This is a genomic window from Aquirufa ecclesiirivi, from assembly GCF_011250515.1.
Taxonomy (GTDB): Bacteria; Bacteroidota; Bacteroidia; order Cytophagales; family Spirosomataceae; genus Aquirufa; species Aquirufa ecclesiirivi.
In genome coordinates, this window is sequence record NZ_JAANOP010000005.1 from 126,031 (window position 1) to 147,902 (window position 21,872).

Consider the following 21,872-nt stretch of genomic DNA (forward strand, 5'->3'; position numbering starts at 1 on the left):
TCTAGATCTTCTTTAGTTGAGATTGGGATCATCAGGATAAGTAGATAGCACTCGATAATCTCCCCCTTTGTCAAAAAGCACTTTTCTCCATAAATTCAATGTGGGCTCATCAAAGACATATTCGGCTTTGGCAGGATGAAGCATCCAAGCATTGGATTTTACTTCTCTTTCCAACTGGCCTGCTCCCCAACCTGAATAACCAATGAAAAACTTAATTTCATCAAAAGAAATTTCCCCTCCAACCACTAATTCTATCGCTCTTTCAAAATTTCCTGACCAAAATATTCCCTCTCCAATTTCCATCCCATCAGGAATTAAATCTGGCCTTCGATGAACAAACTGCATGATGGTTGGGTCAACAGGGCCGCCAGAATAAAGCGGTACATCTTCCATCACCTTCTCGTCCATATACGAATCCAGCACAATTTCTTGCCTTTGATTTAACACCAATCCAAAAGAATGTGAGGAAGAATGTTCACATAATAATACCACGGAACGATGAAAAGAAGGATCCTCCAAAAATGGTTCAGAAACCAATAACATACCTGGTTTTAATTCCAATGGAGCATTTTTCTTAGGCATAAAAAAGAAATTTGTAAGTTTGTTAGAAATGAAATTGACCATGGCCACCAACATTTACCTCTCTTTGGGAGGCAATCTAGGAAATACCCTTGAAATTTTTAAAAATGTCTATCCAATTCTTGAAAAAAAAATAGGGCCTATACTTCATTTTTCATCCTTATATCAAACAAAAGCCTGGGGAAACACACAGCAAGCTGACTTTTTAAACCAAGTGCTTGAATTAAGCACAGATCTTAATCCACAAGAATTAATTACTCAATTATTAGGTATTGAATCCGAGCTAGGCCGAGTGAGGAAACAATCATGGGAAGCTAGAATCATCGACTTGGATATTTTATTTTACGGAAATCAAATTGTCCAAGAAAGTAATTTACAAATCCCTCATCCCTTTTTGCCTCTACGAAAATTTGTTTTAATTCCTTTGGCCGAAATAGCCCCCAATCTAATTCACCCTATCATACAGAAAAGCATTGCTACCCTGCTGATTGATTGTCCTGATAGTTCGGAAGTAAAGCAATTGGAATTATAGGTTTTCCTGAACCTTATTCTTATCCATGGTATCCATCGTACCAAATACATAATCCCAAATAGGTGAAGAAACACCAAACACTGCATTCCCATCTTTATAATGGTGAACAGCATGGTTTACCCAAAGCATTTTAAAATAATTTTTGGGAGGAGGATAGGCATGAACACAATAATGCACCAATAAATAGGAAGCATATCCCCAGATAAAGCCCGGAAAAAACGCAAATGCATAATTGTTGAGCGCAAAATAAGACATGGAAAAGAGCATACCTACCACTAGGATCGCTATGATTGGAGGCATGGCTAAGCGTGTCTTATCTTTAGGATACTCATGATGAACACCATGTGCGATATACTGAAATTTGGACCTAGCCTCCGTTGTTGGTTCTATGTGGTAAATACTGCGATGCACCCAGTATTCGATGAAAGTAAATCCAAAAAATCCCACTAAAAATAGGCTTAAAATAACCATATTATCCAATACCGCATACGTAAAGGCAAAATATAATAGCACCATGCCTGTTAAGAAAAATAGGCTAACAGGAATAGCTATGTGTGTTCTTGACAATTTCTCCAAAATTGGATTTTCAAATAATTGCTTAGAACCCGAATGTTTGGGACGTATGTTTTGTTTTTCCATATCTCGAATTTTTAGGAAAAAATCGGAATTGAATTGATAGTAGACTTAGGCTTTACACGCAAAATTAACAGAAACTATTCGCTATCCAAAAGATTCTGAGTAGGGAATTTCCAACTTTGGCTAATAACCCTTTGATAATAGCTTTCGTAGATTGGAAGTATTTTCTCTATATCAAATAACTTGGCTCTCTCTAAAGAATTCTTCTTCATTTGGGTCAACAAAGCTTCGTCTGAAAGTAGTTTAATGGTATTTTTGGCCATATCATCGATATCGCCTATTTCACTTACATAGCCTGTTTCGCCATGTATATTCACTTCTGTAATACCGCCCGCGTTGGATGAAATTACTGGAACTTCACATGCCATGGCTTCTAATGCGGCTAATCCAAAGCTCTCTTTTTCGGAGGTTAAAAAGAATACATCTGCTAAGGAAAGGGCCTCTTCAATGGTATCCAATTTTCCTAAAAATCGGACATCCCCTTGTACTCCTAAATCACGGCACAAGGCTTCAATCGCCGACCGTTCTGGACCATCACCTACCAATAATAATTTGGAAGGAATTACTTTTCTGACTTTTTCAAATACATGAATGATGTCTTCTATTCTTTTTACTTTCCGGAAATTGGAGGTATGCATCAATAGCTTTTCACCATGTGGACAAATCGCTATCTTGAAATGTTCCTTGGCTTGTTTTTTAAAGCGCTTGAGGTCAATGAAATTTGGAATAACTTCAATCGCACTTAAAATTTCAAATTCCGCATAGGTATCATTCCTTAGACTTTCTGACACCGCAGTAACTCCGTCCGACTCATTGATAGAAAAAGTAACAACGGGTTCAAAAGAAGGATCTCTACCTACGAGCGTAATATCAGTACCATGCAAGGTCGTAATTACAGGAACGTGGATTCCTTTGTATTTTAATATTTGTTTCGCTAAATATGCTGCCGATGCATGCGGAATGGCATAATGCACATGCAATAAATCCAGTTTTTCATTGATGGTAACATCCACCATTTTACTAGCCAATGCCGACTCATAAGGTAAGTACTGAAACAAGGGATAGGAAGCTACACTTACCTCATGGTAGAAAATATTCTCGGAAAAGAAATCCAATCTAGGTGGCTGTGTATAGGTAATAAAATGTACCTCATGACCAGCCGATGCTAGGGCTTTTCCTAACTCGGTTGCCACAACCCCACTCCCACCATATGTTGGATAGCAAATGATTCCTATTTTCATGTTCCGATTTTAACCTGAAGAAACAAAACTTCAATTTTTGCCTAAAGGTTCCGCAATATGGCCTAAATTTGCAAGAAAATAATCGTTCAGGCTTGAAAAACATCGTCATTTTTGCTTCCGGGTCAGGTTCCAATGCGGAAAAAATCATTCAACATCTAGCAGGATCTTCCTTGGCTCAGGTAAGTTGTATTTATTGCAATAATCCTGAAGCGGGCGTCATTGAACGTGCCAAACGACTGCATGTACCTTGTCGAGTTTTCACTAGAGAAGAATATAAAAACGGAAAAGTCTTGAGTGAAATTCAAGCTTTAGCTACCGATTGGATTGTTTTGGCTGGATTTTTATGGTTGATACCAAGCAGTTTTGTGCAGGCCTTTCCTCAACGAATCGTCAACTTACACCCCGCACTATTACCTAAGTTTGGAGGCAAAGGAATGTACGGTCATTTTGTCCATGAGGCCGTCATTGAAGCTGGAGAAAAGGAATCAGGTATCACCATTCATTTGGTGAATGAACATTATGATGAAGGGGCTATTATACATCAAAGTTCTTTTAGCATTGATCCTGGCGACAGCCCAGAGGATGTCGCCAGAAAAGGCCAGATTCTTGAGCACCGTGATTTCCCACAGGTGATTGAGAATCTAATCAAACAATCGAACTAATTACCAGCCTCCGCCTAATACTCGATACAGCTGAATGGCATGTATCCAGCGTTTTCTTGAAATTTCTAATAATTCAAGCTCTGAACGAAGTGCATTTTGCTGAGCTGTAAGAACTTCTAGATAATTAGCCTTAGCCGTGGTAAATAAAGTGCCTACGGTAGCGATTGCTCCTTTGGTCAACATCACTTCACGCTCTTTCAACTGATCCATACGCTGTAAATAGGCTAATGATTTCACCTGAGTATCCCATTCCAAAAAGCCTTTTAACAAGGCATTTTGATAGCTTAAATCCAGGGCTTTCCATCGAGCATTTTCTCTACTAATATTGGAATATAAGGCTGACCGATTTAACCAAGGTGCCGTAATGCCCCCAATTAATTGATAAGCCATAGAGCTTGGTAATTGAAATAAATAGGCAGGTTGAAAACCTTGTACCCCTAACATGCCTGATAAAACCACCGAAGGCTTTAGTGCTAAGTCGGCGCTTTGCTTGTTCAACAATTGGGCTTCTAGTTCTAACCTTGCCTGGCGAACATCCGGTCTTCTTTCTAATTGATCAATCTGAATTTGAGCGTACATGCTGCTATCCAAGGAACAATTGAATGGATATTGAGAGCGTGCAATTTTTTTAGTTGGTTGGTTAAGCCAATAACGAAGTTGGTTTTCTAATTCAATAATTTGCTGTAATACCAAACCTTCCTGAGCTCGTGAATTTAACCACTGAGCTTCCAATTGCTGTACGGCAGATTCATTTACTTTTCCTGCTTCCTTTTGAATCTTAACCAAACTCAAAGCACTAAATTGAATACCAATGTTGGTCTTCAAAATATCTAACTCTTGGTCCAAAGCCACCAATTGTCCATACATACCCGCTACCTCAGAAACTAAAGAAGTAATGTACCACTGCTGACCAGATTCTGTCGCTAAATACCGCAAAGCACTCGCTTTTTTTCGTTTAGAAAGTTTACCCCAAATATCCACTTCCCAAGAGGATTGAAGTCCAATCATCACATCAGGCAAATGTTCTGGAATGATCTGCTCTTTGGTAATATTAGGAGAAAATTGAGTATCATAATTACCCACACCATCCATGGTGTATTTACTAAATTTTCTTAAACTCGGTTGAATAACTCCTGAAACAGTCGGCTTCATAGCTCCCCGATCAAAGGTATACTGGGCTCGACTGATCGCTAGATTTAAGAACCCAATTTTAATATCATTACTACGAATGAGTACTGAATCAATCAATTGAACCAATAAACTGTCTTTTTTCCAACAAGCTTCTATGCTGGAAACAGACTGCCCAAGATCTTTCATGCGATAGGCTTCTAGTTCCGCATCGATTTTACGGGCATCTCGGAAAATGGCTTGCTGACAAGACAGCAAGCTCATAGAAAATATACTTATTATGACGATTAGACGCATATTAAACCTTGGGTTTAGAAAATTTAGCTGATATAGTGGCAAAGACAACAAACAATCCTGGAATAAGAATCAATCCTCCTACAGTTCCTAAAATCATCCCACCTGCGGAGGCTGTTCCAATGGTTCTGTTACCAATAGCTCCTGCACCGTTTGAAATCATCAAAGGAATCAATCCCGCCACAAAGGCAAAAGAGGTCATCAAAATTGGCCTCAAACGAGCAAAGGCCCCTTGTTTAGCTGCATCAATAATACTGGCCCCTTCTTTCATTTGTGCCAAGGCAAATTCCACAATCAAAATGGCGTTTTTACCCAATAAACCAATAAGCATGACCATCGCTACTTGAGCATAAATATTGTTTTGCAGTCCAAATACCTGTAAGAATAAATACACCCCAAAAGCCCCCATGGGTAAAAAGATTAATACGGGGAATGGCATAAGGAAGGATTCGTACTGAGCAGAAAGCAATAAATACACAAATACCAAACAAATGATAAAAATGAATATAGCTTGATTCCCTGCCAAAAACTCCTCCCTTGTCATACCTGACCATTCGATAGTATAACCTCTAGGTAGATTTTTAGCTGCTTGAGCTTGAATCTCCTTCAAAGCCTCTCCCGTACTAAAACCAGGGGCTGGTTCCCCATTGACCATGGCAGAGGTAAACATATTAAATCGGGTCAATTGCTCTGGGCCATATACTCTTCTCATCTTCATGAACGAAGAATAAGGAACCATTTCTCCATCCTTATTTTTGGCATAAAATTTCATGACATCATCTGGATGAATACGGTAACTAGGATCCACCTGTACCATGACTTTATACATCTGACCAAATCGGATAAAGTTGGTGGCATAAAAACTTCCCAATAAGGTTTGTAAATTATCCATGGCCGTTAAGACATTGACGCCTTTCTGAGCCGCTGCCGCCTGATCTACCTCCAACATATACTGAGGGAAGGTTGGATCAAAACTAGAAAACGTATTTTGGATAGCTGGAGATTCATTCAATTTTTTGGCAAACTCGAGTGTTACCGCAGAAAGCTTTTGTAAATCTCCACTACCCGACCTGTCTTGCACACGGAATTCAAAACCAGAAGCATTTCCAAAACCGGGCACCGCAGGTGGTGGAATGAGCTGTATACTAGCATCTTTAATTTCCTTGGTTTTTTCACGAACCTCCTCAATCACTTGATCTAAGTTTTTATCCCGCACATCCCAAGGTTTTAAGGTCACAATACCCATTCCAAAGGAAGCCCCACTACCGTCCGTCAATAAGCTAAATCCTGCCAAACTAGAAAAAGACTCGATGGCGCTAACACTTTTAATTTGCTTATAAACATCATCCATCACTTTTTCAGTTCTTTCCAAAGTGGCCCCAGAAGGAGTCGTGACATTGACATATAAGGTTCCTTGATCTTCCGTTGGGATAAAACCTGTTGGCACTTGACGAACTAAAAAGACCGTGGCCAAAGTGAAAATCCCTAAAGTTCCCCACATGATGGTTCTACGATGAATGAAGAATTGCACCACACCTAAGTACTTTTTGGCAACCTTATCATAGCTATGGTTAAAGGCAATAAAGAATCTGCCTAAGATATTTTTATCATCCAAATGAGGCTTTTTCAAGAGCAATACACAAAGCGCCGGTGTCAGGGTCAAGGCCGTTAATCCTGATAAGGCAATAGAAATAGCCATGGTAACAGAGAACTGCCTAAAGAATACACCCACAGGTCCTGATAAAAAGGCTACTGGTACAAATACAGAAACCATCACTAATGTAATGGCCATGATTGCACCCGATATTTCAAACATAGCTTCCTTAGTCGCTGCAAGAACGGACATATTCTTCTCTTCCATTTTGGCATGGACCGCCTCCACCACCACAATGGCATCATCCACCACAATACCAATGGCCAATACCAAAGAGAATAGCGTCAGCAAATTGATAGAAAAACCAAAAAAGAGCATGAAACTAAAAGTCCCTACCAATGAAACAGGTACTGCGATAATGGGCACCAAGGTTGCTCGCCAATCCTGCAAGAATATAAACACCACCAATGCTACCAATAAAAAGGCTTCCAAAAGTGTTTTGATTACTTCATGGATGGAGGCATCTAAAAAGCGAGATACGTCATAACTGATCGTATAACCCATACCTGGAGGAAAAGTGCTAACTTTTAACTCTTCCAAGCGTTTCTTTACATTAGCAATAACCTCTGCCGCATTGGAACCTGGTCTTTGCTTAAGTAATATGGCAGCCGATGGCTTTCCATTTTCCTTCGATAATACATCATAATCCAAGGATCCAAACTCGATATCTGCCACATCCTTCAATCGCAATAATTGACCGGATTCCGTGGACTTAATGATCAGATTTTCGTATTCTGTCACTTGAGTAAATTTACCCGTATACCGAAGTACATATTGTAAAGCTTGAGCTCTTTTACCTGAACTTTCCCCAATTTTTCCGGGGGCTGCCTCCACATTTTGACTCCTTAAAGCTGCCACAACATCATCAGCAGAAAGCTTATAAGCAAACAATCGATCTGGGTGCAACCACACACGCATAGCATACTCACGTTGACCCATAATGTCGGCAAATCCAACACCGTTGATACGCTTCAATTCAGGCAATACGTTGATGTCAGCAAAGTTGTAAATAAACTTTTCGTCGATGCTTGGATCTGAACTTAGCAAGTTCACATACAGCAACATACTGTTTACTTCTTTTTCCGTCATCACACCCGCCTTAATTACTTCCTCAGGCATTTCATCTAAAACTGTCTGTACCCTAGTTTGTACGTTGACAGCCGCCACATCGGGATCAGTACCCACTTCAAAATATACTTGAATAATACTTGTTCCATCATTTCCAGAAACGGAAGTCATGTAAGTCATACCGGCTACTCCATTTATCGCCCTTTCCAAAGGGGTCACAACGGCTTTCGCACATACTTCGGCATTGGCTCCTGTGTATTTGGTGGTTACCGTCACTGCGGGAGGAACGATGTCTGGAAACTGAGTAATAGGTAACTGCTGCATGGAAATAACCCCCAAAATCACAATGAAGAGGGAAACAACAATCGCTAGAACCGGACGCGTTATAAATTTTTGTACCATGGTTCTTGCTTAAAGTGTTTTAGATTTTTCCAAAATGCGGCGCATGGGAACATACTCTCCCTTGATTTTTTGTCCCTGCTTCACCAATTGAATACCTTCTACTAAAACGGTATCTGAAGAAGTAAATCCTTTGACTAAATAAAAGTGCGGCATCCGAATTTCAGGTATTAGGCTTTTCATTTTCAAAGTACCCGTTTTGTCCTTGACGAAAACATAATTTTTTTCCTGAATTTCGAATACCGCCTTTTGTGGTATTAACCAGTAACCATTCACCTTTTTTGGCATTTGAACGCGACCAGAAGAACCATGTTTCAACAGTTTTTCTGGGTTATCAAATCGTGCACGAAAGGCAATATTACCTGTGTTCTTATCAAACTCACCCTCAATCGTTTCCACCTTACCCCCATGAGGGTACAATTCTCCATTGGCTAATAATAATGAAACGGAGGTATTGTGCTTAAAGCCTTCTCCCAATTCGGCAAATGCTAAATATTCCTTTTCAGAAACATTGAAATAAGCAAATACATTTTTGGTATCAGACAAGGTGGTGAGTAAAGTTCCCTCGTCAACTAAGCTACCTGTTTTGAAAGGTAAGCGGTCCACAACTCCATCAAAGGGTGCTCGAATAGAAGAATATTCCACGCGCAATTGGGCGGCTTTCACATGCGCTTCAGCCTCCTCTTTTTTCGCTTTTAAACCTTCTATTTTTGCTAGAGCGATGGATAATTGATTTTTGGCAATGACATTTCTGTCCACTAATAATCGCGTATTGATTAACTCCAATTCCTCGGCTTTGATATCCGCCATGGTTTGGTTCAATACGGATTTGGCACGCATCACTTCTGCCAAATACTCCAAATTATTAATCGTGAATAATACTTGCCCTTTACGAACCGCTTTTCCCTCATCCACATGTATTTTATCCAAATACCCTTTTACCCGAGCTCGTATTTCTACGTTATTGATGGCATTAATATCTGCCACAAACTCTTGTGATATCGTGGTATCCATTTGGATAGGTACACTCACCTCTAGACTGGATATCTCCTGACTATTGGTTTCATTTTTTGTACCACATGCTTGTAAAAGGAATATACCCATACAAAACACTAGCTTAGACGCTCGATTCATTTTACTTTTCTTTAGATTGGGCTGTCGCCTGTTGTTTATAAGAACTACGTTCTAGTCCCCTGTTAACTGCTACTTGTTGTTCTATCAATGTTTCTCTCTTTCTATACTTGGGAGTTTCCAAACTCGTTTGTTGAGAATACTCCTTATTGATAACTTGAATAACTGTAGCTTCGGACTTTATATTTTTATTTAACTGGGCTTTATAATTAGCCGGTACTTGGCTAACTCCCATGTGCGCACAGCATACACATAGGATTAACATGAAAAATTTCATATAATTCAAATTAATAGATGCGTGAAAGCTAAAAGCTCCACTCACCGGTTCAAGAAATGATTTTGTTTCGTTTTGTTACTAATTGTGCGGATTTAAACCGACAATTGTGGAGGTGGACTAATCATATCCAAGGAAATATCCTGATATGGATTAGACTCTAACTGAACAACCAATTCATGTTGATTCACTTGAAATATATGCAACTGGGATACGGGCTGTAGAAGAAAAGCAAAACCTTCTTCTTCCATATCTGGAACTTCATCAGATGATGCACCCGCTATATTGATGTCAGAGAACTGATCTAGCCTAACCGTTGAGTCCTCACGTGTGTGTTGAATCGTGCTCAGAATCAAGCTATCGTTTATCATCAAAACGGCAAGCAAGACAAAACACCACGTTAATAAATTCCTCATTTAGGCAATTAAAATATTGGTAGGTTTAAACAATGTACGCAAGATATAACTGAAAAACATCTAAAACGTTTTACATATACAAAAAATACAATTTATTCCTTAATCTCTTCAAAAGGCACATAATCACCATCGTCAGCTTTCGTTGACCTAGGCTTAGATTTAGTTTGTGGAGGCACAAAATCCACATCAATACTTCCTTCTCTCTTGGCCTCCTTTTGTCGATATGCCTGCTCAGATTGCTGTCTATGAACTTGCGTGATGACGTAACTCTTAAACAGCAATTTGAACAAAGGCCTAATAACGTAAATAAACAAGAAGATAAGTCCGAGAATCTTTAGCATGTTTTTATTTTTTGTCTATTAACGACTTAAATATAAATTTCGTTCCCCATACACCTTTCTAAAAAATTCATCTTTCAAATCATCAATGAAATAAATGGCTTCCCCCGTAGATTTCATCTCGGGACCTAATTCCATGTTGACATTCGGAAATTTATTGAAAGAAAATACAGGAATCTTAATGGCGTATCCTTTCTTAACGGGTTGGAAGTTAAAATCCTTTACTTTTTTATCACCTAACATTACCTTGGTCGCATAATTGACATAAGGTTCTTGGTAGGCCTTACAAATAAATGGCACCGTTCTAGAAGCTCTAGGATTTGCTTCGATGATGTATACCACTTCATTTTTCACGGCAAATTGGATGTTCAACAAACCTTTTGTTTTTAAAGCCACCGCAATTTTCTTCGTATGGTCTTCAATTTGTTTGATCACATTTTCGGATAAATCAAATGGAGGTAACACCGAGTGTGAATCTCCTGAGTGGATACCAGCAGGCTCAATATGTTCCATCACACCAATGATGTACACATCTTCTCCATCACAAATGGCATCAGCCTCCGCTTCAATCGCATTTTCCAAGAAATGATCTAACAAGATTTTATTTCCCGGAATATCGCGTAAAATATCCACGACATGTTGCTCTAGCTCTTGCTCATTGATCACAATCTTCATCGATTGACCACCCAAGACATAACTTGGACGTACCAATAAAGGATAACCCAATTCACGGCCTAAGAGCACCGCATTATCCGCATCTTCGCAAACGCCAAATTTAGGATAAGGAATGTCTAAGTCTTTCAAAAGACTTGAGAAAGCACCTCGATCTTCTGCCAAATCCAAGGCTTCAAATGAAGTACCTAATATTTTTATACCATATTTAGCTAACTTCTCAGCTAATTTCAAAGCTGTTTGACCACCCAACTGAACAATCACCCCTTCTGGTTTTTCATGTTGAATGATGTCATACACATGCTCCCAGAATACAGGTTCAAAATATAATTTGTCTGCAATATCAAAGTCCGTAGAAACCGTTTCTGGATTCGAATTGATCATGATGGTCTCATAGCCTGCTTCTTTAGCCGCTAGGACACCGTGCACACATGAATAATCAAATTCAATTCCTTGACCAATGCGGTTAGGACCAGAACCTAAAACCACGACTTTTTTGCGGTCAGAGGATTTGGACTCATTGTCCATGGAGTCGGTACTTTGACCAAAAGTGGAATAATAATAAGGTGTTTTTGCTTCAAATTCTGCGGCACAAGTATCTACACACTTGTATAAACGCTTAATTCCTAGACTATTACGCTTATCATAAACTTCAGATTCTAAGCAACGTAGCGTATGAGCAATTTGGCGATCAGCAAATCCTTTATGTTTCGCTTCTTCTAATAAATCGGTTGGAATGGTAGCTAAAGTATAGCGTTCGATTTCTTTTTCTACACGTACCAAATCTTCAATTTGATTCAAGAACCACTTATCGATTCTCGTTAATTGCTGGATAGTCTTGAAAGAAATACCCATTTTAAAGGCGTCATAGATATGGAACAATCGGTTCCAAGATGGATTAGCCAATGAATGCATGATGGCTTCTTGATCTCTCAATTCTTTTCCATCTGCACCGAGTCCATTACGCTTAATTTCCAGGGATTGACACGCCTTTTGCAATGCTTCTTGGAAATTACGACCTATACCCATGGTTTCACCTACGGACTTCATTTGAAGACCTAAGGAACGATCAGCGCCTTTGAATTTATCAAAATTCCAACGAGGAACTTTTACAATTACATAGTCTAAAGCAGGCTCAAAATAGGCCGAAGTAGTTCCTGTAATGGCATTCGTTAACTCATCCAAATTATAACCAATCGCCATTTTAGCGGCAATTTTTGCAATTGGATAACCAGTCGCTTTAGAAGCTAAAGCAGATGAACGAGAAACACGTGGGTTGATTTCAATGGCAATGATTTCATCTGTTTCAGGATGTAAGGCAAACTGCACATTACAACCACCCGCAAATTTACCAATGGCGTTCATCATCATAATGGCCATATCACGCATGCGTTGGTAGATCGTATCTGGCAAAGTCATAGCAGGCGCCACCGTGATGGAATCACCGGTATGTATACCCATTGGATCAAAATTCTCAATGGAGCAAATGATGATAACGTTTCCTAAATTATCACGCAACAACTCTAATTCATATTCTTTCCAGCCCATGATGGACTGCTCGACTAGCACCTCGTGAGTAGGCGATGCATGCAAACCCTTATTTAAAGCAGCATCAAAATCTTTAGGATCATGTACGAAACCTCCTCCAGTACCACCTAAGGTGAAAGAAGGACGAATCACCAATGGGAAACCCGTTTCTTGTGCAATTTCTTTACCTTCTAGAAAGGAACGAGCCGTTCTACCTTTACACACGCCTACACCTAATTCCAACATTTTCAAACGGAATTTCTCCCGATCTTCGGTGGTTTCGATGGCCTTGATATCAACTCCAATAATTTTTACTCCATATTTCTCCCAAACTCCCGCTTCTTCGCAATCGATGGCCAAGTTCAACGCTGTCTGACCACCCATGGTTGGTAAGACCGCATCCACTTGATGTCTTTCCAAAATATGAATGATAGATGCTCTATCTAATGGCTTCAAATACACATGATCGGCGTTCATAGGGTCCGTCATGATGGTAGCAGGGTTGGAATTGATCAAAATCACTTCGATTCCTTCTTCTCGCAATGAACGAGCAGCTTGAGAACCAGAATAATCAAACTCACAGGCTTGACCAATTACAATAGGACCAGAACCGATAATCAGAACGGAACGGATAGATAAATCTTTTGGCACGATATTAATTTATTTTGTATCAATAGAAAACAAATTTTCAGACCTTTACACTTAGGCTCAAAAATTGTACAAAGTTAGTAGTTGAAGCCCGAATTGGGAAACGTTATTGAAAATAAAAATCAGGAATTTTAAGCACACAGACCTTTTCACTCATTTGATTTCTTTTCGTCCCATTATTTCCCGTAATTTTGATAAAAATAAAAATCCCGTGATCAAAATAATCGTGGCTTGTGATGAAAAAAACGTCATTGGCAAAAACAATCAACTCATTTGGCACCTTCCGGCGGATCTAAAACACTTCAAAAATTTGACCACCGGGCATTCCATTATCATGGGAAGAAAGACTTTTGATTCCATCGGCAAAGCCTTACCTAATCGCAATAACTTAGTTGTCAGCCGACAAAAAGCCATCCACAGCGAAGGGATCATACTTTGCCATTCATTGGAGGAAGCCATTTTAAAAGCAAAAAGCCTATCTAGAGAGGATGTTTTCATCATTGGTGGAGCGGAAATTTACAAACAAGCCATCGAGATTGCCGACCAAGTTATACTCACCCGCCTGCATGATTATTTTGATGGAGATACCTTTTTTCCCGAACTTTCCAGCCAAGATTGGGAAGTCATACAGACAGAAAGAGGCATTACCGATGAAAAAAATCCCTACCAGTACAGTTTTTTAACTTACCAAAGAATCCAATAACATGGAAAGAAAAGTGGCTTTACTCGAGCAAGCCATCCAACTGGATGCATTTTACCCTTTTTTGCAAGATGACATGGCAGGAGGAATATGTTTGTTTATTGGCACCATTCGAAATAAAAATCAAAATAAAGACGTGAAATCACTGGATATGGAAGCTTACCCTCCCATGGCTGTGAAACAAATAAACCTATTGATTGATCAGGCTGGAGCCAAATGGCCCATTGAAAAAGTAGTTATGGCTCACCGAACAGGCCCATTGAAAATCGGGGATATCGCTGTATTAATAGGCGTAACTTGCGTACATCGAGCAGAAGCTTTTCAAGCTTGTCAGTGGTTGATCGACCGACTAAAAGAAGAAGTACCTATTTGGAAAAATGAATTTTATGAAGATGGTTCCTCTTGGCTAGTTCCCCATCCTTGAGCGAGCATCAAATTACAGCCCCTTTGTTCCGAATTATCAAAACGCCCCAATACCTTAAATCGAATCCCATCCGCTTCCAATGAACCCAAATCTTTGGTTTCAATAAATGAACAGGAATCTATATTGGCGAGATCAATAACCTTGATACCTCCCACTCGTCCTGCTTGAGTGACTTGTCCAAATGGATCATTGACCTCCCTTAATAACACCCGCATGCTGATTCCTGGAGTAAATACTCCATCTTTATCCGCATATGCCTGAGAAAATAACTCTGTCATACCGTATTCTGACGCAATCTGCGGTACCTGCATTTTCGCTTGAAGAAAAGCATGAACCTCTTCTCGTAACCATTCTTCCCGTCTCCCTTTCATCCCACCTGTTTCCATCACCATGATGCGACCCGCTTCCACGGCATCTTTCCAAAATGTAAAATCCTGACCTGCATCTACCCAATCCAACAAACCAAAAGTTACACCCATCAACCAAATCTTCCGGTCAGTCTGTAACGCAGCTTTCAAATTTTCAACCAAAAATTCGTATTGATTTAAATAAAATCCTCCTAACTCCGATCCCGACTGTTTGATAAAATAATCCATCATAAAGACCAAAGAAGAGCTACTTCTTTCCAAATAGGAAGGCAAAAGCGCAAAGATATGGTAGTCTGTCAGTGAGCCATAATTAGCCTCAAATATTCTTTTTGCCTGAACTTGATAAAATTCGGGATCACATACAATATGCTTGGAGGGGATTTGACCCGTAGTTCCTGAACTTTCAAATTGAAATAAAATGGGAGCAAAGCCCGATTGAACCAAATGGTTTTTAAATAACTCAATGGGTAAAAAAGGAATTTCAGCCAAGGAGGAAATGCTATTAATATCTACGCCTAATAATCCAAGGTATATATGATACAGTGGATTATGAGTTGCTTGATAGCGAAAAACATCCAAAGCTAGGTTTTCAAAATCAGCATCTTTCATCTGACTCACCCGATTCTTCAAACTCAAAGAAAGGCTTTCCCAATCTTCGTTTCCACTCTGCATAGCTTTTTTTGAAATTATGCACAAAATTAATGCAAATCATTAACTTTACGCTTCTAATGACCATCGAATCTTCATGATTAAACTAGGTAGTCTCTTCATCATCACCTCATTTTGCACTTGGGCATTGTTTGCCTGCGTTCAAGAACCTGATTATGGTACTACTCCCAATATTGAGTTTGAGTCCATTAAAAAAATCACCAAGATCAGTAATGATGGTTTCGGAGGAAAAGCCAAAATTGATTCCGTCGTGATGACGATCAAATTCCAAGATGGCGACGGCGATTTGGGAATTAGCACCGCTGAAAAAAATTCCGACCCCAAATACAAAGATTACCGCAACTTCGAAGTTGATGTTTTATTGAAGAAAAATGGCAAATTCATTCCAGTAACATTTAGCCCCAAACTTGGAGGCCTAATGAATTTCCCTTTTAAACCTGATCAAAAACCCGGACCTATCGAAGGCTACATTTCCTACTCCACACAATTTGTATATGCCTTTTACAAAGGTTATTCTCCAGATTTTACGGAGAAAAACGACACCTTGGCATTCCGTATTTCTATCAAAGACAAAGCATTTCATCAAAGCAATACGATTGAGACAAGTCCGATTGTGATTTTTCAAGACTAAATATCCTTATGATTCTACGTTTTTTTCGCACCCTCAGCTACGCTGTTATTTTTCTATTGGCTCATGTGAGCATGGCCCAAAAAAGTGTTAGCTTAGAAGATGTTTGGCAAAATTATACTTTCCGCCAAAGAAGCATCCAAAATCTAAATTGGACACATGATGGGCAGCATTATACCGAATTAAAAGAGGGTAAAATCATCAAATATTCCGTGATAGATCCTAAAAATTCCGAAATTTGATTAAGAAGTACATTTTCAAAATGCAGTGGCTTTACAAGAAGCGTTAATCAAGGCCAATAAGCAATTTCAAAGTTTCTATTATCCCAATAAGAATCATAGCATTACAGGAGGAAATACCCGATATCATTTGTATCAAATGATGACCAACTTCCTTCTAAAGAATTTATAATGATTTGAGAATTTGATAAACTTCTGCATTTAGACGGTAAGTAAACATTCGTTGATCTTTCTCGTCGGTATGGACATCTAAAATTTGCTCTTTACCAAGTAATAAACGCAAGGATTTGGTCAAATTCTCAAACATTTTTGCCCTAAATTGTCGCTGTGATTCGGGTGAACTTTTGTGTTTGCCAAAGAAAGCGATGATTTGATGCCCTGAAATATACCCTATCGTGTAATTCAAAATCAAGAAATCTAACAACATTTTTTCATTGTCTCCCAACATGATTTTTAGTTGTTTTCGAAGTTTCCTCTTCATCCACTTCTTGTACAAAAAGAAAGCAAGCACAAAAAAACCGATGGAAATCATCACCATGGAACCTTCTAGAATGGATTTATACCAAGGTACTTGACTAAGTTTTCCTAAATAATCTGATTCCCGAAGCAAATCATTCACCATCATACGATGATTTTTAAGGGTATTGGGAGTAGACTGATTGGATATATTAGTCCAAATGAGCGTATCTCCATTGACATGAAAAGCTTTATCAAAATTTCCACTATAAGGACCTTCTATGACCAACCGATTCTTGTTTTTCCAAGCATAAGTTTTGAAATCATCCAACACATCAATGATGTATATGGTATCAAAATTCTTTTCACGACCCGATTTGTCCAATAAAAAGAAATAACGCCCATTAAATATATAATAACGGGTCAGGTCCTTTTCTAAATAGGATTTAACTTCTTCTAATTCAATGTTACCCTGACTGACAAATTCACTTGTTGAAAAATTATATTCATAGATATTCCAATCCAAAACATCCAATCGTTTAGAATCTGTATCATTGATAAGGTGATTCCCCATCGTAATAAACTTATCCTGGCTAGGCACATAGGCGGTGAGGCCCATGGAAATAGCTGGTGGCACGTCTCCTTTAGCTTGAATACTCAACCACTCCTTGCCATCAGCATTGTATTTAGTCAGAATATTGGTGGAAGTCCAAAAACCATAACCGCCAAAAGAATAAAGAATTCCATTTCGATAAAAAGTACTACTCAAGCAGTTCGCTCCACGAAAATAGGTTTCATCAATCCGTTTGAGTGACAACTGCTTTTTATTAATTTGATAAACTTGATTAGTACAAGAAATTAAGAGATAAGCCCAGTCTGAATTTTCAATTTTAAATTCTTTCACGGCATAATTCGCCGATATCAAATCTTTCTTTTCGACATTTTCAAAAGACAATTCCCCTAAGTTCATCCATGGAAGACCGTTCTTGGTTCTAGAAAGCTGACTATTCTCAAAATCGATTTTATAGAAATACCCTGTGCTTGGACTAAACCATTCAATTGTATGGGCGCGAACACCCACCTGAATCAATAAAAAGAGAGCAATTAAATAGCCGCGTAGACGCATGGAAATATTCAAAAGGAAACTAAAAATGCGATTTTTTCAAGCAAAATTGTCAAATACTTGGGATTAGTTTGAAAAGCCATGCCCAATTTTTCAACAAAAATGGCTAATTTTACGGATTAAAGTTTATTCCATGGAATGGTTTAAACCATAAAAATCGCTTATGACCCTACACAGAGAAGGAAAAACTATCTTATTGACAGCTATTGTCATTGTATTAGCTATAAATGCTTTAGTAGCTTATTTTTTACCTGAGCAAGTTTACATACGAGAAGCTGTTGTAGTCATTACAGCCCTATTTTATTTGCTTTTGGTACAGTTTTTCCGTGTTCCTAAACGTGTAACCCCGATTAATCCCCAAGATATCATTGCCCCAGCTGATGGGAAAGTGGTGGTCATTGAAGAAGCAGTAGAGACTGAATATTTCAAAGATAAGCGTAGACAAGTATCCATTTTCATGTCGCCAATCAATGTGCATATTAACTTTAATCCCATCTCTGGTATCGTTTCGTATTTCAAATACCACCCCGGCAAATACTTAGTCGCTTGGCATCCAAAATCAAGTACGGAAAACGAGCGTACAACCTATGTGGTGAAGCATGAAAACGGAACAGAGATTTTATTCCGCCAAATAGCTGGGGCTTTAGCCAAACGTATTTGTTGGTATGCCAAAGAAGGAGATGCCGTGGTTCAAGGAACAGAATTTGGCTTCATCAAATTTGGTAGTCGTATCGATATTTACCTTCCATTAGATGCTGAAATCTGCGTCAAATTAGACGACAAACCTGTTGGAGGAGAGACTGTTATTGCTAGACTTGCTCAATAACCATTCATCATTTTCGAACAATTCAATCTTGGATGTGAACTCCCTATGGCGTATTTTTATCAAAAAGCATCGCCATGTTTAGACAATTAACTGATTTTTATCGCGCTTGGGCTTACGAATCCGATAGTACCATCAAGATGTTTCAGGCCATACAAGCGGGCCATTTACAAGATAATCCAAGCGAAAATTTCAGAAGTATGGCTCGATTGTCGTGGCATATCACGGAATCCATTGCCGAATTATTGCATCATGCTGGGTTAAAGGAAGTAGAGGGGATTGTGGATGCCAGCCAAGAAAAAAATGACCTCGATAAACTCATTTCGGAATATCAAAAATCATCGGAATCTTTGATATTGGCTTTAAAAAATCATTGGACAGATGAGATGTTGGAAGAGAAAGTTCCTATGTACGGTGACCATTGGGAAAGAGGTGTGGTATTAAGTATACTGATTCGTCACCAAAGCCATCACCGTGGTCAACTAAGTGTATTAATTCGCCAAGAAGGTCTTACTATTCCGGGCATGTATGGCCCTTCTAAAGAAGAATGGCTGACTATGGGAATGAAACCTTTGGCATAAAGTTTAGTACCAAGAACTATAATTTTTTTCAATCAAATCGATGATAGCCTGTAAACCCTCGCGATCTGTTTCACTAAAATCATCCAATTGATCGGAATCCACATCCAAGACCATCAACACTTCACCTGCAGAATCCATCACAGGTAATACAATTTCTGATTTGGAAGCAGAAGCACAGGCAATATGACCTGGAAATTCGTCAACATTAGGCACAATGATGCTTTCCTGGGTTCGATAGGCATGACCACAAACTCCTTTGTGATAGGGGATTCGGGTGCAGGCTACTGGACCCTGAAAGGGTCCGAGAACCAATTGATCTTGTTTATTTAGATAAAAACCTACCCAAAAAAAGCCGAAATAGGCATGGATAGCTGCAGCAATGTTCGCTAGATTGGCATATAAATCTGTTTCTCCTTGAATCAGTGCCTCTACTTGGGGGATAAGAGCCTGGTATTTATCAGCTCTATTACCTTCTATAATCTGTAAATCTTCTGCCATAAATTAAACGGACGCAGTTACAAAATACTTTTTAAGCCATGAGTCTTTTGCCTTGGCGGGCCAATTAGTATTATAATCTTCCAAATCCTTCGCTTGAGGAATAGCAATGTACGATTCTGGAGTTATTTTTCCCTCGGCAACCACTTGTTTTATTCCCAATAAAGGAAATAAAATAAGGTTATCTTCTTGAACCAAAGCCACAGAACGGTCAAAGAAATCTATTCCCATCTGAAATGCCAAATCCTTAAACCAGCCTGTAGAAGCATCAATAGAACAGCCTGATGCCGCATGCTGATGTTCATCCACGGCAATAACAATAATCTGATTATATCGGATTTGGAATGAACTTGCTAATGGAGCACCATGGGCATTCCAATCTTGCACAGCCTGTTTCAAATAAGATTGAATAAAAGCTAATTCTTGTTCATTAAAAGCTCTATTGGCTTGGTAAACCCAAACGCGAGCATGAGCTGGTAATTGTTGAAATTCTACGTACATATCTTTATATCATGGTTTGCTGAACTAACTCAGCTAAATCTACTACTTGTATTTCTTTGTCTTTTCCGTGTTTATTTAACCCATCCTGAATCATGACCATGCAAAAAGGGCAAGCCAAAGCTACCTTTTGTACTCCAGAGTCCATAATTTCTTGCGAACGTTTGGTTTGTATGTCGATACTCCCTAGTTCTGGCTCTTTAAAAACCTGAGCACCCCCAGCTCCACAACATAAGCCTTTAGTTCTACAACTTTTCAGTTCTTTTAGTTCCTTTTTCAGACCAAGAATAATATCTCGAGGTGCTTCATATATCCCATTCCCTCTTCCTAAATAGCATGAATCATGAAAGGCTACAGCTTCTTTTTCTTCCTCTTTTAATTGAATTTTACCCGCTGCCAATAGGTCGGCTAGTAACTGACTATGATGAATGACATCGTAATTTCCGCCTAATTCGGGGTATTCATTTTTCAAGGTATTGAAGCAATGGGGACAAGCCGTTACGATTTTCTTTACCCCATACATATTCAACACCTCTATGTTGGACATAGCTTGCATTTGGAATAAAAACTCATTTCCACTCCTACGAGCAGGATCGCCCGTACAAGACTCCTCTGTTCCTAATACGGCAAATGAAATCTCAAGTTTTTGTAAAATTTCACAAAAAGCTCGAGTTACTTTTTTGTGACGATCATCAAATGAACCAGCACATCCGACCCAAAACAAAAACTCAGGGCTTTCTCCTTTAGCGGCCCATTCCGCCATCGTACTTATCTTCAGTTCCATGCTATTCTTTTTTCGACTTATCTTGTTGACGCATTTGTTCTACTGTTAATCTTGAACCATCCGGACTCCATCCAGGAGGACCTATGACATAATTCCAAGCAGTTCTGAGGCTTTTCGAATGAATGATATCTTTGACAATTTGAACCCATTCAAAAAAGGCAATTTTGGCAGGATTATAACTTTCAATTTGCTTCGTCAATCCATAATGAGGTCTTTGGATTTCTGGCTGAAATGAGCCAAACATCCGATCCCAAATGATCAATATCCCGGCATAATTGGTATCCAAATAATCCAAATCAGTTCCATGATGCACACGATGGTGAGAAGGCGTATTGAAGACATATTCAAACCAATTAGGCATTTTTTTGATTAGTTCGGTATGTATCCAATATTGATACAATAAACTAATTTGTTGAAAAAAGAATACGATAAAAGGGTGTACACCTAGCATCAATATCCAAACATAAAATAAAAATGCTCCGGATAAATTACCTGTCCAAGTTTGTCGTAATGCCGCAGCTAAATTATACTTGGGGGAAGAATGATGCACCATGTGGGATGCCCAAAAATAGCGAACCTCATGGGAAATCCGATGAAACCAATAATAAGTCAAATCATCTGCAAAAAAAGCAAAAACCCAGACCCACCACCAGCTTATGGAAAGATCAAATAGTCGCCAATGATCATAGACATAAAAATAACAAACATATATGACTGATTTAGTCAATAATCCAATGAAAAGATTACCCAGACCCAATCCAATGGATGTTAAGGAATCTTTTGTCTCCACAAAATCACGATGTTGCTTGAACACCACATAGGATTCCAAGATGACTGTAATCAAAAAGAAAGGGACCGCATAAAGAATTAAATTGGGTGTCATAA

General features: G+C 38.9%; 24 protein-coding genes and 1 pseudogene. 9 read left to right on the forward strand and 16 right to left on the reverse strand.

Annotated features, from left to right (window positions below):
- Nucleotides 1–12: 12 nt before the first annotated feature.
- Nucleotides 13–582: a YqgE/AlgH family protein gene (locus G9H65_RS08425; protein ID WP_166374904.1), complete on the reverse strand. Its 570-nt coding sequence runs from the start codon at nucleotides 580–582 to the stop codon at nucleotides 13–15.
- 40 nt (nucleotides 583–622) lie between these two features.
- On the opposite strand from G9H65_RS08425, the gene folK reads away from it, so the two are divergent.
- Entirely contained in the window at nucleotides 623–1,111 is a 489-nt protein-coding gene (gene folK / locus G9H65_RS08430) for a 2-amino-4-hydroxy-6-hydroxymethyldihydropteridine diphosphokinase (RefSeq protein ID WP_166374905.1), read from the forward strand.
- Here folK and G9H65_RS08435 read toward each other — a convergent pair.
- Both G9H65_RS08435 and bshA read right to left on the reverse strand, forming a co-directional pair.
- On the reverse strand, nucleotides 1,106–1,750 hold the full coding sequence (locus tag G9H65_RS08435; RefSeq protein ID WP_166374906.1) for a sterol desaturase family protein: 645 nt from the start codon (nucleotides 1,748–1,750) through the stop codon (nucleotides 1,106–1,108). The two genes, folK and G9H65_RS08435, sit on opposite strands and share 6 nt — an antisense overlap.
- Before the next feature lie 74 nt (nucleotides 1,751–1,824).
- Nucleotides 1,825–2,988 carry an N-acetyl-alpha-D-glucosaminyl L-malate synthase BshA gene (gene bshA / locus G9H65_RS08440; protein WP_166374907.1) on the reverse strand — a complete coding sequence of 388 codons (1,164 nt, stop codon included), beginning with the start codon at nucleotides 2,986–2,988 and terminating at the stop codon, nucleotides 1,825–1,827.
- A 92-nt stretch (nucleotides 2,989–3,080) separates the two neighbouring features.
- Between bshA and purN the strand changes: the two genes are divergently transcribed.
- Entirely contained in the window at nucleotides 3,081–3,650 is a 570-nt protein-coding gene (gene purN / locus G9H65_RS08445; RefSeq protein WP_166374908.1) for a phosphoribosylglycinamide formyltransferase, read from the forward strand.
- Here the strand turns inward: purN and G9H65_RS08450 are convergent, their stop codons facing one another.
- The 7 genes from G9H65_RS08450 to carB all read right to left on the reverse strand — a co-directional run bounded on the left by G9H65_RS08450 (nucleotide 3,651) and on the right by carB (nucleotide 13,202).
- Entirely contained in the window at nucleotides 3,651–5,042 is a 1,392-nt protein-coding gene (locus G9H65_RS08450) for a TolC family protein (protein WP_166374909.1), read from the reverse strand. It abuts the gene before it with no gap.
- 34 nt (nucleotides 5,043–5,076) lie between these two features.
- Nucleotides 5,077–8,196: an efflux RND transporter permease subunit gene (locus G9H65_RS08455; protein WP_166374910.1), complete on the reverse strand. Its 3,120-nt coding sequence runs from the start codon at nucleotides 8,194–8,196 to the stop codon at nucleotides 5,077–5,079.
- 9 nt (nucleotides 8,197–8,205) lie between these two features.
- Entirely contained in the window at nucleotides 8,206–9,327 is a 1,122-nt protein-coding gene (locus G9H65_RS08460; RefSeq protein WP_205753283.1) for an efflux RND transporter periplasmic adaptor subunit, read from the reverse strand.
- Between the two features lies 1 nt (nucleotide 9,328).
- A complete protein-coding gene (locus G9H65_RS08465) occupies nucleotides 9,329–9,559 on the reverse strand; it encodes a hypothetical protein (RefSeq protein WP_166374911.1) in 231 nt (76 codons plus the stop codon).
- A gap of 134 nt (nucleotides 9,560–9,693) precedes the next feature.
- Nucleotides 9,694–10,014 carry a hypothetical protein gene (locus G9H65_RS08470; protein ID WP_166374912.1) on the reverse strand — a complete coding sequence of 107 codons (321 nt, stop codon included), beginning with the start codon at nucleotides 10,012–10,014 and terminating at the stop codon, nucleotides 9,694–9,696.
- 92 nt (nucleotides 10,015–10,106) lie between these two features.
- Nucleotides 10,107–10,355 carry a DUF4834 family protein gene (locus G9H65_RS08475; protein ID WP_166374913.1) on the reverse strand — a complete coding sequence of 83 codons (249 nt, stop codon included), beginning with the start codon at nucleotides 10,353–10,355 and terminating at the stop codon, nucleotides 10,107–10,109.
- An 18-nt stretch (nucleotides 10,356–10,373) separates the two neighbouring features.
- Complete coding sequence (gene carB / locus G9H65_RS08480; RefSeq protein ID WP_166374914.1) at nucleotides 10,374–13,202, reverse strand: carbamoyl-phosphate synthase large subunit; 2,829 nt, start codon at nucleotides 13,200–13,202, stop codon at nucleotides 10,374–10,376.
- Nucleotides 13,203–13,410: 208 nt separating this feature from the next.
- Here carB and G9H65_RS08485 point away from each other — a divergent pair, with 208 nt between their 5' ends.
- Together G9H65_RS08485 and G9H65_RS08490 are read left to right on the forward strand one after the other, a co-directional pair.
- Entirely contained in the window at nucleotides 13,411–13,902 is a 492-nt protein-coding gene (locus tag G9H65_RS08485; protein ID WP_166374915.1) for a dihydrofolate reductase, read from the forward strand.
- 1 nt (nucleotide 13,903) lies between these two features.
- Entirely contained in the window at nucleotides 13,904–14,323 is a 420-nt protein-coding gene (locus G9H65_RS08490; RefSeq protein WP_166374916.1) for a molybdenum cofactor biosynthesis protein MoaE, read from the forward strand.
- Here G9H65_RS08490 and G9H65_RS08495 read toward each other — a convergent pair.
- Nucleotides 14,284–15,363: a long-chain-fatty-acid--protein ligase gene (locus G9H65_RS08495; protein WP_166374917.1), complete on the reverse strand. Its 1,080-nt coding sequence runs from the start codon at nucleotides 15,361–15,363 to the stop codon at nucleotides 14,284–14,286. The genes G9H65_RS08490 and G9H65_RS08495 overlap by 40 nt on opposite strands.
- Before the next feature lie 73 nt (nucleotides 15,364–15,436).
- Between G9H65_RS08495 and G9H65_RS08500 the strand changes: the two genes are divergently transcribed.
- The 3 genes and pseudogenes from G9H65_RS08500 to G9H65_RS08510 form a co-directional block, all read left to right on the forward strand.
- Complete coding sequence (locus G9H65_RS08500) at nucleotides 15,437–15,991, forward strand: hypothetical protein (RefSeq protein WP_166374918.1); 555 nt, start codon at nucleotides 15,437–15,439, stop codon at nucleotides 15,989–15,991.
- A gap of 71 nt (nucleotides 15,992–16,062) precedes the next feature.
- Nucleotides 16,063–16,230 (forward strand): hypothetical protein, encoded by a 168-nt coding sequence (locus tag G9H65_RS08505; protein WP_166374919.1) that lies wholly within the window; start codon nucleotides 16,063–16,065, stop codon nucleotides 16,228–16,230.
- 7 nt (nucleotides 16,231–16,237) lie between these two features.
- Nucleotides 16,238–16,399: pseudogene (locus tag G9H65_RS08510) on the forward strand (alpha/beta hydrolase family protein); the annotation flags it as partial.
- On the opposite strand, the gene G9H65_RS08515 reads toward G9H65_RS08510, so the two are convergent.
- Nucleotides 16,394–17,809 carry a hypothetical protein gene (locus G9H65_RS08515; protein WP_166374921.1) on the reverse strand — a complete coding sequence of 472 codons (1,416 nt, stop codon included), beginning with the start codon at nucleotides 17,807–17,809 and terminating at the stop codon, nucleotides 16,394–16,396. The pseudogene G9H65_RS08510 and the gene G9H65_RS08515 overlap by 6 nt on opposite strands.
- A gap of 160 nt (nucleotides 17,810–17,969) precedes the next feature.
- Here G9H65_RS08515 and G9H65_RS08520 point away from each other — a divergent pair, with 160 nt between their 5' ends.
- Entirely contained in the window at nucleotides 17,970–18,632 is a 663-nt protein-coding gene (locus tag G9H65_RS08520) for a phosphatidylserine decarboxylase family protein (protein WP_166374922.1), read from the forward strand.
- Between the two features lie 74 nt (nucleotides 18,633–18,706).
- Nucleotides 18,707–19,210: a DinB family protein gene (locus G9H65_RS08525; protein ID WP_166374923.1), complete on the forward strand. Its 504-nt coding sequence runs from the start codon at nucleotides 18,707–18,709 to the stop codon at nucleotides 19,208–19,210.
- A gap of 3 nt (nucleotides 19,211–19,213) precedes the next feature.
- Here G9H65_RS08525 and G9H65_RS08530 read toward each other — a convergent pair whose 3' ends face one another.
- From G9H65_RS08530 to G9H65_RS08545, 4 genes are read right to left on the reverse strand one after another with little or no spacing between them, the layout of a single operon-like run.
- Nucleotides 19,214–19,708 carry a GAF domain-containing protein gene (locus tag G9H65_RS08530; protein WP_166374924.1) on the reverse strand — a complete coding sequence of 165 codons (495 nt, stop codon included), beginning with the start codon at nucleotides 19,706–19,708 and terminating at the stop codon, nucleotides 19,214–19,216.
- 3 nt (nucleotides 19,709–19,711) lie between these two features.
- Nucleotides 19,712–20,206 carry a hypothetical protein gene (locus G9H65_RS08535; RefSeq protein ID WP_166374925.1) on the reverse strand — a complete coding sequence of 165 codons (495 nt, stop codon included), beginning with the start codon at nucleotides 20,204–20,206 and terminating at the stop codon, nucleotides 19,712–19,714.
- A 4-nt stretch (nucleotides 20,207–20,210) separates the two neighbouring features.
- A complete protein-coding gene (locus G9H65_RS08540) occupies nucleotides 20,211–20,987 on the reverse strand; it encodes a (Fe-S)-binding protein (RefSeq protein ID WP_235927484.1) in 777 nt (258 codons plus the stop codon).
- Nucleotide 20,988: 1 nt separating this feature from the next.
- Nucleotides 20,989–21,870 (reverse strand): sterol desaturase family protein, encoded by an 882-nt coding sequence (locus tag G9H65_RS08545; RefSeq protein ID WP_166374926.1) that lies wholly within the window; start codon nucleotides 21,868–21,870, stop codon nucleotides 20,989–20,991.
- Nucleotides 21,871–21,872: the final 2 nt, after the last annotated feature.